The sequence below is a fragment of the Paenibacillus sp. ACRRY genome, from assembly GCF_022346995.1.
In the GTDB taxonomy this organism is placed as follows: Bacteria; Bacillota; Bacilli; order Paenibacillales; family Paenibacillaceae; genus Paenibacillus.
Window position 1 is genome coordinate 1,801,192 of record NZ_JAKRNM010000001.1, and the last position, 12,505, is coordinate 1,813,696.

Annotated in this window: 8 protein-coding genes; all 8 read right to left on the reverse strand. The window is 46.7% G+C overall.

Annotation, left to right across the window (positions count from 1 at the left end; all coding sequences use genetic code 11):
* Position 1: 1 nt before the first annotated feature.
* The gene (infB, locus tag MH144_RS07705) at positions 2 to 2,605 is read right to left on the reverse strand and encodes a translation initiation factor IF-2 (protein WP_239298905.1); all 2,604 of its coding nucleotides are present in this window, start codon (positions 2,603 to 2,605) and stop codon (positions 2 to 4) included.
* On the reverse strand, positions 2,598 to 2,927 hold the full coding sequence (locus MH144_RS07710) for a L7Ae/L30e/S12e/Gadd45 family ribosomal protein (RefSeq protein ID WP_170948040.1): 330 nt from the start codon (positions 2,925 to 2,927) through the stop codon (positions 2,598 to 2,600). Before MH144_RS07710 ends, infB begins: the two co-directional genes overlap by 8 nt.
* A complete protein-coding gene (gene rnpM, locus MH144_RS07715; RefSeq protein ID WP_095287722.1) occupies positions 2,917 to 3,225 on the reverse strand; it encodes an RNase P modulator RnpM in 309 nt (102 codons plus the stop codon). The genes MH144_RS07710 and rnpM overlap by 11 nt, the downstream gene beginning before the upstream one ends.
* 25 nt (positions 3,226 to 3,250) lie before the next feature.
* Positions 3,251 to 4,348 (reverse strand): transcription termination factor NusA, encoded by a 1,098-nt coding sequence (nusA, locus tag MH144_RS07720; protein ID WP_095287723.1) that lies wholly within the window; start codon positions 4,346 to 4,348, stop codon positions 3,251 to 3,253.
* Between the two features lie 123 nt (positions 4,349 to 4,471).
* Entirely contained in the window at positions 4,472 to 4,933 is a 462-nt protein-coding gene (gene rimP, locus MH144_RS07725; protein ID WP_095287724.1) for a ribosome maturation factor RimP, read from the reverse strand.
* Positions 4,934 to 5,189: 256 nt separating this feature from the next.
* Positions 5,190 to 9,512, reverse strand: a complete 4,323-nt coding sequence (locus MH144_RS07730) for a PolC-type DNA polymerase III (RefSeq protein ID WP_239298907.1) — start codon at positions 9,510 to 9,512, stop codon at positions 5,190 to 5,192.
* 145 nt (positions 9,513 to 9,657) lie between these two features.
* Positions 9,658 to 11,112, reverse strand: coding sequence for a proline--tRNA ligase (gene proS / locus MH144_RS07735; RefSeq protein WP_239298909.1), 1,455 nt, complete (start codon positions 11,110 to 11,112; stop codon positions 9,658 to 9,660).
* A gap of 62 nt (positions 11,113 to 11,174) precedes the next feature.
* Positions 11,175 to 12,446, reverse strand: a complete 1,272-nt coding sequence (gene rseP, locus MH144_RS07740; protein WP_239298910.1) for an RIP metalloprotease RseP — start codon at positions 12,444 to 12,446, stop codon at positions 11,175 to 11,177.
* Between the last annotated feature and the right edge of the window lie 59 nt (positions 12,447 to 12,505).

Below are 12,505 nucleotides of genomic sequence, written 5' to 3' on the forward strand. Positions count from 1 at the left end.
CTTATCGTTGTACCGTCTCCATGACAAAGGCTTCGATAACGTCGCCTTCTTTGAGATCGTTATAATTATCAAGAGTAATACCACATTCGTAGCCTTGAGCTACTTCTTTGGCATCATCTTTGTAACGTTTCAGTGAATCAAGCTTACCTTCGTAAAGGACGATGCCATCACGAATCAAGCGTGCTTCTGCTGAACGTGTAATTTTACCGGAAGTAACCATACATCCTGCGATGGTACCCACTTTACTGATTTTGAACGTGCTGCGAACTTCAGCATGACCGATTACATTTTCTTTGTAGATCGGATCAAGCATTCCTTTCATCGCCTGTTCAATCTCTTCAATAACGCTATAGATGACACGGTGAAGACGAATGTCTACTTGCTCTTGATCTGCAGTTATTTTCGCCTGATTGTCAGGACGAACGTTGAAACCGATCACGATGGCATTTGATGCAGCAGCCAAGATAATGTCGGATTCGGTAATTGCACCAGCACCGCTATGAATGATCTTCACGCGCACGCCTTCAACCTCGATTTTTGCAAGTGAGCCCTTCAATGCTTCAACAGAACCTTGAACGTCACCTTTGATAATGACATTCAGATCTTTGATTTCGCCATCTTTGATGTGTTGGAACAGATCGTCCAATGTTACACGTGTGTTGGTACCCAAATCGGATTCACGTTGCGTGATCGCACGTTTATCAGCGATAGAACGAGCTTTACGCTCATCTTCAAATACCATGAATGGATCACCCGCACCTGGAACTTCAGTCAACCCTGTGATTTCTACAGGAGTAGAAGGTCCAGCTTCTTTCAAACGGCGACCTTTATCATTCACCATCGCACGTACACGACCGAAGCAGTTACCTGCTACAAAGGCATCTCCAACTTTCAAAGTACCGTGCTGTACCAAAATACGGGCAACTGGGCCGCGTCCTTTATCCAGTTCGGCTTCGATCACTGTACCACGGGCACGTTTGTCCGGGTTCGCTTTGTACTCGTTCACTTCAGCAACGAGCAGGATCATTTCAAGCAGACCCTCCAGACCCATTCTTTGTTTCGCCGAAACGTTAACAAAGATGGTGTCACCGCCCCATTCTTCCGGAACGAGTTCATAGTTGGTCAGTTCTTGTTTTACTTTGTCCGGATCTGCACCAGGCTTATCGATTTTGTTAACCGCAACGATAATAGGAAGACCCGCTGCTTTTGCGTGGTTAATGGCTTCAACAGTCTGTGGCATAACGCCGTCATCCGCAGCAACAACGATGATGGTAATATCCGTTACTTGTGCACCACGAGCACGCATCGCTGTAAACGCTTCGTGACCCGGTGTATCCAGGAATGTGATTTTTTTGTTGTTGATTTCTACCTGATAAGCACCGATATGCTGCGTAATTCCGCCAGCTTCGCCGCCCGTTACATTCGTGGAACGAATGGCATCAAGTAGTGTTGTTTTACCATGGTCAACGTGACCCATAATCGTTACAACTGGAGGACGGGATTGCAGATCCGCAGGATCATCATTCTCTTCCACAGTCTCGAAACGATCGTCTTCAAGCACAATTTTCACTTCAACCTCAACACCGAATTCACCTGCGAGCAGAAGAATTGTATCGATATCGAGCTCTTGATTAATTGTAGCCATAACGCCCATACCAATGAGTTTTTTGATAACTTCGGAAGCATCCTTGTGGAGAAGCTTCGCTGTTTCACCGACAGTCATATCACCACGTACGATGATTTTCTTAGGTGTATTATCAATTTTCTCACGTTGTTGGTACTGTTGTTGGTTTCTGTTACGGTTGTTCTTGCCACCACGGTTGCCGCGGAAGTTACCGCCACGGTTGTCGTCATAACGACGTCCGCCGCCGCCACTGTTAGAACGGTTACCGTTGTTGTTATTACCGGAATTTCCTTGTCCGCCTCTGCGTTGACCTTGTCCTTGATTCTGTCCTTGGCCACCGCTGCGGTTGCCACCATTACCAGTGTTGCTTGGTCCAGCGCTTCTCACTTGACCGCCACCACTGTTGTTAGGCCGTTGTCCTGAACCTTGTGGACGTGAAGCTGTGCTGCTTTGTCCGCCTTGTGGACGTGAAGCTGTACTACTTTGTCCGCCTTGCGAAGGTCTGGAGCGATTACCTGTTTGTCCTCCCTGGCTGGAGCCTTGGGAAGAGTTAGTTCTGTTGCGGCTATCTTGGCCGCTGGGTCTTTGGGAGCCGTTGTTATTGTTTGAATTTGGTCTATTGTTCATACCTACCTGCTTTTCCTGTTGTATTTTTGTTTGTACGGGACTACCGGATGAATTACTGTTGTTCGGCGTGTTCGCTCCGCCGGCCGGCTTGTTGCTGTCCACTGTTTTTTCACTGCGCACGGAGGAAGTAGCGACTGGTTTTGCCTCGCTGTTCTGTTTGGATGCTGCAGTGGATTTTATATCTTTAAAAAATTGTTCCACCTTACCCACTGAACCATTCTCCATGACGCTCATATGATTGTTTACGGGAATATCCAGTTTTTTAAGAATGGTTATAATTTCTTTGCTACTCATATTAAGGGACTTCGCATATTCATAAACTCGCAATTTATCCTTGTTTTCCTGTTTACTCAATATACTCCACCTCCGACATTATACCGACTTGCTTGGAGATCATTTTTGCAAACCCACGGTCCGTTACCGCAAGAACAACCCGCGTTTCTTTACCGATACTTGAACCCAGACTATCCCGGTCAAATCCGATCACCAGCGGAACTTTGTAGGTTCCGCATTTGTCGCGAAATTTCTTCTGTGTATTGGCCGAGGCGTCACCCGCAACAATAACCATCTTAGCTTCGGAAGAACGGATCGCCTTGAGCACGATTTCTTCACCTGTCACCAGTTTGCCTGCGCGCATGGAGAGTCCCAGATAAGACAACGCTTTGTTATTCATCATGATCACGCTCCTGCGCTGCTATGAAATCATCTTCAACCGATGCGAAATCAGCAGCCAATTGCTCGTAAATTTCAGGTGAAACCTTGCCTTTCAACGCCCGATCCAAAGACCGGTTTTTGAGTGCAAGTTTAAAACAGGATTCCTTGCCGCATAAATAAGCGCCACGTCCGGACTTTTTGCCAGTCAAATCGATCAGCACTTCATCCTCTGGCGTTTTAACGATACGGATCAGTTGCTTTTTGGGCATCATTTCTTGACACGCCACACATTTGCGCAGCGGTACTTTTTTCTGTTTCATACGTTAGCGCCCCCCGTGCTTTACTTTAATCGACGGAGACGGAATCTTGGTGCATTTCTGAAGAAGAATCTTTTTCTCTGCCGAATTCCTGTTCCGCCTGGCTCTCGCTCTTAATGTCGATTTTCCAGCCGGTCAGCTTCGCTGCCAGGCGGGCATTTTGGCCCTTGATGCCGATAGCGAGGGACAGTTGATAGTCCGGTACGATGACACGGGCCATCTTCTCTTCTTCAAATACTTGAACTTCCAACACTTTGGAAGGACTCAATGCATTAGCCACATATTCGTCTACCTGTTCGGAGTAACGAACGATGTCAATCTTTTCACCGCGCAGCTCACCCACAATGGTCTGCACGCGCATGCCTTTAGGGCCTACACATGATCCAACCGGGTCAACTTCCTCATTGCGGGAATGTACGGCAATTTTGGAGCGGAAGCCCGCTTCACGTGCAACGGAGCGAATCTCAACGACTCCATCGAAAATTTCAGGAACTTCCAATTCAAAGAGTCGTTTCAATAGACCCGGATGTGTGCGGGATAAAATGATTTGCGGCCCTTTGGTCGTATTTTCGACCTTGGTGATGTATGCCTTGATACGGTCACCATGAACAAATTTTTCATTCGGCATCAATTCGGTTAACGGCAATGCCGCTTCGATTTTGCCCAGATCGATGTAGATATTGCGCAAATCCTGACGCTGCACCACTCCCGTAACGATATCCTCTTCCTTGTCAACGAAAGCGTTGTAGATCAGGCCGCGTTCGGCTTCACGAATCCGCTGGGTCACTACCTGTTTGGCAGTCTGTGCGGCGATACGGCCGAAATCGCGCGGCGTAACCTCAATCTCCGCAATATCTTCCAGCTGGAAGTGTGGGTTAATTTCACGTGCAGCAGGCAACGAAATCTCGGTGCGTGAGTCGAGGACTTCCTCCACGATTAATTTGCGTGCATATACACGAATAACTCCAGTGTTGCGGTTCATATCAACACGCACGTTTTGAGCGGTGTTGAAATTACGTTTGTAGCTGGAGATTAATGCCGCCTCAATCGCTTCAAACAGCACATCCTTGCTGATCCCTTTTTCCCGCTCCAATTCATTCATTGCTTCAATAAAATCCATACTCATGAATGTTGATCCCCCTTTCAAACATGGCATCTCATACGTAAAACGGCGAAAGGCTCAGAACTCATGAGCACCTTGCCGTTATCGTGAGATGTGTCTTTTTCATTAATAAAGTGAACAAGGCACTTAAAACAGAATGGCCAAGCGCGCACTGGCTACCTTATCATAAGGAACCGTGTACTGCTTCTTGCCTGCTTCGATCACAAGTTCCCCGTTATCAAAGGAAAGCAATTTACCTTCAAATTCCTTCATTCCATTCACTGCTTCGTAGGTAGTAACAAATACGTTTTTCCCTACGGATTTTGCAACATCCTCTGCTTTTTTCAGTGGACGTTCAGCTCCCGGAGAAGACACTTCAAGGAAATAGACGGTTGGAATCGGATCGTTCTCATCCAGCTTGGCGCTCAGCTGTTCGCTGATCAAGACACAATCATCGATGTCGATGCCACCCTCTTTGTCGACATACACCCGTAAAAACCAGTTGCTGCCTTCTTTGACGTAATCGATGTCAACCAGCTCGAAGCCTTGTTCATTCAAGTAGGGTTGGATCATTTCTTCCACGGTAGATTTAATCTTCGTTGTGCTCAAAACCGATAACCTCCAACTTAGGTTACGCCGACATGTTAAGCCGACAATTTCGTAATACCCAAGATTCTTGTATACCAAAGACTAAAGAGTGGGTTTCCCCACTCTTCAGAAATTCGTACTATCTCGTTCACTTCAGAAATTATAACATAGTCTGGTAATAGTGACAAGTAAGCGATCTTTCAGGTCAATTGCGTACTAATGAAGAAAAAATTACGCAACCACCTGACAGACGTTTTATGGACCACTTGAGCTTCCATTAAAACAGGGATAATTGATTGCTTTCGGGCAACCCCCGGAAACATCCCATGCCTGATAATAGTTCGACAATCGTTTTACTTGCCTTGGATTTTTGCTGAAAATCTTCAACGGACAAGAACTCACCATGATCTCTTGCCGCAGCAATATTACGTGCTGCATTATCACCGATCCCCGCCAGTGCAGAAAATGGTGGAACCAGTGCATTTCCGTCTACGATAAACTTCGTCGCTTCAGAACGATACAGATCAATCGGTTTGAGTGAGAATCCGCGAGCCGACATTTCCAGAGCCATCTCAAGCACAGGAAGCATATTTTTTTCTTTTGGTGGTGCCTGGAAACCCAATTGTTCAATTTCAACAATTTTTCGATAGATCGCATCGTATCCCTGACATACCAGTTCGATGTCAAACTCATCTGCGCGAACTGTAAAATAGGTTGCGTAGTATTCGATCGGATGATACAGCTTGAAGAATGCCGTGCGAACTGCCGAAATGACATAAGCGGCCGCGTGGGCCTTCGGGAACATGTACTGGATTTTTAGACAAGAGTCAATGTACCATTGTGGCACTTTGCAGTTTTTCATCTCGTCAATCCACTCCTGAGGCAACCCCCGCCCTTTACGAACACTCTCTGTAATCTTAAAGGCAAGACTTGCATCCATTCCCGCTTTGTAGATGAGGAATAACATGATATCATCCCGGCAACCAATTACCGTTTTAATGTTACACGTACCGTTTTTAATCAATTCTTGTGCGTTTCCAAGCCATACCCCTGTTCCGTGGGACAGCCCCGAAATCTGCAATAAATCGGCAAAAGACGACGGCTGGGATTCGACAAGCATTTGGCGCACAAACTTCGTCCCCATCTCCGGCACACCAAAGGTCGCAACAGGTGAACGGATCTGTTCAGGAGTTACTCCCAGTGCATCCGTAGAGTTGAACATGCTCATGACTTTCGGATCATTCATCGGAATGGTGGTTGGATCGATCCCTGTCAGATCCTGCAGCATCCGCATCATGGTCGGATCATCATGTCCTAGGATATCCAGTTTCAACAAGTTCTCTTCAAAGGCATGATAATCAAAGTGCGTTGTTTTCCACTCCGCAGTAACGTCATCCGCAGGATATTGGACAGGAGTGACATCCTCCACTTCAATATAATCCGGCACAACGACAATTCCCCCGGGATGTTGTCCCGTACTCCGCTTGACTCCTGTACAACCTGAAGCCAGTCGATTCAATTCTGCTCCGCGCCATTTCTTATGATGTTCTTCCTCATATTTCTTGGCGAAACCAAACGCTGTCTTCTCGGCAACTGTACCGATGGTCCCAGCTCGAAACACACTTTTCTCACTAAAGAGTACTTTCGTGTAGTTGTGAGCATGTGGCTGGTAATCACCCGAAAAGTTCAAGTCGATATCGGGAACCTTGTCCCCTTTGAAGCCCAGGAAAGTCTCAAACGGTATATCTTGCCCTTCTCCCTTCAGTCTGCCGCCGCAGTCGGGACATTCCTTCTCTGGAAGGTCAAATCCACTAGGTACGCTTCCGTCCAGGAACCACTCACTGTGCTTGCATTCAGAATTTACGCAGATATAGTGCGCAGGCAGCGGATTAACTTCCGATATGCCGAGGAATGTAGCCACAACCGACGAACCAACGGATCCCCGGGAACCAACCAGATACCCATCCTGATTTGATTTTTTAACCAGTCTCTCCGAGATCAGATAGTTGGCCGAGAAACCATACTTGATGATCGGGTTCAACTCTTTCTCCAACCTAGCCACGATGACCTCAGGAAGCTCTTCACCATATATCGACTTTGCCGTATTGTAGCAGGTGTTCCGAATTTCTTCGTCAGCACCTTCCAGAATCGGCGTAAACAACTTATCCGGGAACAGCTTGATTTCCTCAAAGCGATCAGCCAGTTCAATCGTATTGGTGACGACAACCTCATAGGCTTTGTCCTGACCTAGGAACTGGAATTCCTCCAGCATTTCTGCCGTGGTTCTAAAATGGGCATCCGGTTTGCGCTGGTCTTTCAATGGACTGAAACCAGTAATTCCGTGGATGGTAATATCCCGATAGATTTTGTCCCTCGGCTCCAGATAGTGCACATTGCCTGTAGCAATAACCGGCTTATTCAGTTTGGCTCCAATATCAACTACTTTGCGAACCGCAAGTTTCAGTTCCTCCGGTGTTGCCACAAGTCCCTTATCCACTAGATGCATATACATCGTGAGTGGTTGAATTTCCAAAATGTCGTAAAACTCAGCGATTTCTTCGGCCTCTTCCAGTGATTTATTCAGAACAGCCTCGAAGAACTCTCCTTTTTCACAACCGGATATAATGACCAGTCCTTCGCGCAAGCTAACTAGTTTGGACTTCGGAATACATGGGACACGCTTGAAGTATTCCGTATGCGACAGAGACACCAGCTTGTACAGGTTTTTCTTACCGACATCATTCAATGCGTAAATTCCGCAGTGGAATGGGCGTGTATTCGACAGATCAACCCCAACGTAATCATTCAACCGGTCCAGCATGGTTAAGCCTTTTAACTGGGCCGCATCATTCACAAGTCCATTCAGGATTCCAGCGAGTGCAATCGTATCGTCAATCGCCCGGTGATGGCTTTCCAGTGCAACTTTGTATTTGTCAGCCAGTGTGTTGAGTCGGTGGTTTTTCATTTTTGGATACAAAAGTCGTGCCAATTCCAGCGTATCCAGGACAGGGTTTGGCAGCTCTGGCATGCCCAGATTTTTGAGCGACGCCTGGATGAAGCCCATATCGAACCGTGCATTGTGCGCGACCAGCACGCCATCACCCGCAAACGCAACAAAGTCACGAATGACTGGTTCAAGCTCCGGTGCATCTTTGACCATTTCATCCGTAATGTTGGTCAATTGCTGAATGTTGTACGGAATCCGTTCGTGTGGGTTTACAAATGTGGCGAACCGGTCGATCTCTTTGCCCTCTTGCACTTTGACCGCAGCAATCTCGATAATCTTGTTCTGAGTGACGGACAGCCCCGTCGTCTCGATATCGAATACGATATAGGTCGCTGTTTTCAGATCAAGTGGCTGTGGTGCCAGGACAACGGCAACGGAATCATTTACTACATTGGCCTCTAGGCCGTATATCATTTTGATACCGTTTTTCTTCGCTGCTTTGGCCGCCTCCGGATAGACCTGTACTCCACCGTGATCTGTCACAGCAATTGCCTTGTGTCCCCACTCAGCAGCCGTTTTCACATATTTATCAATAGAGGTTACAGCATCCATGGTACTCATGGTTGAATGCAGATGGAATTCCACCCGTTTCTCCTGAGCTGTATCTTTCCGTGATGGAGGTGCTTTGATTTCGGTCAGATCCGAAGGAATCATGGCCAGTTCAGGAATTTGCATAAACCGGTCGTACTCTACGCGTCCGCGAACCTTGACCCATTTCCCATTGGCCAGGAGGCTCAGAATTTTAACATCCTCTTTTGTCTTCGCAAACATCTTCATCTGCATTGAATCTGTAAAGTCGGTCAGATAGAAAGTGAACAGCGTATTTCCGTTCCGCAGCTCCTTGCGGTCCAGACCAAAGATTGAGCCCTGAAGCGTAATTTTCTTCTCTTCATCCTGAACTTCCTGCATCGGTACAGCTGGCTCTTTGATCTCATAGCCCATCTGCAAGCGTACATCGCCCTGATCTTCGTCTTCCGGAGCTTCCATTTCGGTCACTTCACTCATCATCTGTTCGATGACCTGTCGTTCCTCAACCTTCTTCTGAGCCTGGAACTGCTCCATCGCTTCCTTATTACTTCCCACTTCACCAACTTGTAGTTTGATGCGGAGCGGAAGATGGAAATACTTCTCATAGAATGTTGCAATCGCCTGGTCAATCTGTTTCTTGCGCGCCAGCTCCATCGATGTAGAGTCACTCATGGTCAATTGCAGCAAATCTGCTTCACATTCAAAGGTAGCCCGGTTCATCCACCCATTTACAGATGGAATCTCGCGAGTGACCCATTCCAGAAACAGATTCCAATATTCACTGACGATATCACCTGACTGCACCTGCTCTGTATATTTAAAGCCGAATGTAATTTTGGCGATATGATTCATTTTCTCCTGAATATGCAGGCTAAAAGTACGATAGATCGGTGCAGGAACCAACGTATCCTTACAGATCAGGATATGCCATTCCCGGTTACTGCGATTCGTCTCTACCTGTTCAATCCATCCGTCCAAAAAATAGGGATCGGTCAGACCTGCAGGAAGCTCTGCCTGTTTCATCAACAATTCAAACCGTTTTCGTTTCTCCTCAAATCCACTCATCGTGTTCCTCCTTGTACCCCCTTAAAACATGAAAAGCTTCTGCAATCAAAAATGTCCCCGATCCGAACCCGCACCGACTCATTTTATCCGACAGAAGCCTTCCATTACTTACTCATACGGTGAATAGTCCTGATGTTAATGAGACCTAGTAGGCTCTTGCAAACACTACTGTGTTCTTCGCCTTTTCACCACAAGCCAGGCACGTATGCTTTTCTTCCGCAGGCTGGAACGGAATGTTCCGGCTTGTTGCACCTGTTACTTCTCTTACTTTATCTTCGCAAGCTTCTGAGCCGCACCAGCCGGCCAGCGTAAAGCCACGTTTGTTTTCCATCAATTCCTTCATCTCATCGAGCGTATCCACAGAGTAGAAGTTGTCCGACATAAATGTGCGTGCACGTTCTAGCATATCAGATTGAACCTGGGTTAGCATATTCTGAATTTCTTCCACCAGATTCGCCTGCTCTACTACTTTTTTCTCACCAGTGATCCGAGATACAAGCACACATACACCATTTTCCATATCGCGAGGACCAATCTCGAGACGAATTGGAACTCCGCGCATCTCGTATTCATTGAATTTCCAGCCTGGACGAACGTCGCTGCGATCATCCATTTTAACACGAATGCCTGCTTTTTTCAGTTCGGCGAACAATTCGTCCGCACGACCCACAACGGCATCACGCGTTTTTGGCGGTCCAATTGGAATCATCACGACTTGGGTTGGTGCTACTTTTGGAGGAAGTGCCAGACCACGATCATCACCGTGTACCATGATCAGCGCACCGATCAAGCGTGTACTTACGCCCCACGATGTCGTATACGCATGCTCAAGCACATTTTCCCGGCTGAGATACTGAATTTCAAATGCCTTTGCAAAGTTCGTACCCATGAAGTGAGAAGTTCCGGCCTGTACGGCACGTCCATCTTTCATCATCGCTTCGATGGAGTATGTATCCACCGCACCTGCAAATTTCTCTGATGGCGTTTTTTGACCAGTGATGACCGGGATTGCCAAATACTCTTCTACAACTTCGCGATAGATTTCGAGCATGCGCATTGTTTCTTCACGCGCTTCTTCTTCCGTCTCGTGAGCCGTATGACCTTCCTGCCAGAGGAATTCACTTGTGCGCAGGAATGGCAATGTTCTTTTCTCCCAACGAACAACGTTAGCCCACTGGTTGATCAGAACAGGCAGATCACGATAGGATTGAATCCATTTGGAATACATGTGACCAATGATCGTTTCGGAAGTCGGGCGAATTGCCAGACGTTCTTCCAGCTTTTCACCACCAGCTTCAGTAACCCAAGGCAATTCCGGGTTAAATCCTTCAACATGCTCTTTTTCTTTTTGGAAAAAGCTCTCTGGAATGAACATCGGGAAGTAGGCATTCCGGTGGCCCGTTTCGCGGAAGCGACGGTCAAGCTCATCTTTGATATGTTCCCAGATCTCAAATCCGTCCGGCTTGAATACGATACATCCGCGAACCGGGGAATAATCCATCAAATCGGCCTTTTTAATAACATCAATGTACCAACGGGAGAAATCCTCGCCCTGTGGTGTGATTTCAGTCACAAATTGTTTATCATTTTCCTTTGACATAAGACTCCAGCGTCCTCCCATAACGACCATCTCTGCAAATTCAGAGTGTAGTCAAACCATAATTATCCGTTAATTAAACGTAGTATATCATTATATGTTACAGCCAGCATCAGTACAAACAGCATGGCAAAGCCTATAAAGTGCACCATACCTTCACGGTTAGGATCAACAGGCCGACCTCTTAGTGCTTCAATCCCAAGGAATACCAATCGACTGCCGTCCAGGGCAGGTATTGGCAGCAGGTTGAAGATTCCAAGATACAAACTCAAAATAGCAGCCCATCTCGTTAGCTGTTCAATTCCCTGTTTGGCAATTTGACCTGTTACTTCAAATGTACGTACCGGTCCGCCAATGTCGTCCATGTTAAACTGATTAATCAGATGTTTGAAACCTTCAAAAATGATTTTCGTGGTATCCACCATAGCCAAACCAGATACTTTGAACGTTTCTGCAAATCCAACAGATCGGGTTGGCAGTGTAGGCACAATCCCTACCTTACCGCCCTCTTGTCCCTCTACAGTACGGGGCGTTATCGTTATATTAAACGTTTCTTCTCCCCGACGCAGGGTCCATTCCATCGGCTTGTCTTTCGATTCAGCAATCATAGCCACCATTTTTTGCGAATCAATACCTATAGCCGTACCATTGATGGTCTCAATGATATCTCCTTCTTTCAGGTTGGCCTGGTCGGCAGCGCCGCCCTCAAGTACTTCACCGATTTGCAGATTTTTCGGGTTTTCCACCGGAACTCCAGCCATTTGTGCATACACAGCAAACAAGACAAAAGCCAGAATGAAGTTCATCAATGGTCCGGCAAAAATCGCCATCGCCCGTTGTCCAACCGTCTTGCTGCCAAACTGCCGGTCTTTCGGAGCAATTTGTGTTTGTTTACCGCGACTAACGAGCATTGCTTGTGGATGTATGCGGTATTGTTGTACCTCTCCATCTACATCCAATTGCATTTTCAAAGCATTCTCCATATCAATGGAGATCACTTCGCCACGTATTACATTTTTACGATTATCCAATTGGTCCAAATAAATCATTTTCACTTGATCATCCGACGGTCTAACCGCAATGGTCTGACCCTCTTGGATTTCTACAAGCTCGGGGTCTTCACCAGCCATGCGTGCATATCCGCCAAATGGAAGCAAACGCAATGTAAACTGGGTCTCGTTTCTTTTATATGAGAACAATTTGGGACCAAAACCGATCGCAAATTCCCTTACAAGAATACCGGCGCGTTTAGCAAAATAATAATGCCCCCATTCATGAACCGTCACGATGACAAAGAACATGAGCACCGTTAGAAATACAACTTGTATGGTTTCCAATCCCTATCCATCCTCCTTCACGGCACGAACCGAAGTCTGTCCCTTTAGATTATCATTAT

Coding starts and splice junctions, on each gene's coding strand:
- MH144_RS07710 (WP_170948040.1), bottom strand. CDS start 2,927: ATGATGAATAACAAAGCGTTGTCTTATCTGGGACTCTCCATGCGCGCA.
- rnpM (WP_095287722.1), bottom strand. CDS start 3,225: ATGAAACAGAAAAAAGTACCGCTGCGCAAATGTGTGGCGTGTCAAGAA.
- nusA (WP_095287723.1), bottom strand. CDS start 4,348: ATGAGTATGGATTTTATTGAAGCAATGAATGAATTGGAGCGGGAAAAA.
- MH144_RS07730 (WP_239298907.1), bottom strand. CDS start 9,512: ATGAGTGGATTTGAGGAGAAACGAAAACGGTTTGAATTGTTGATGAAA.
- proS (WP_239298909.1), bottom strand. CDS start 11,112: ATGTCAAAGGAAAATGATAAACAATTTGTGACTGAAATCACACCACAG.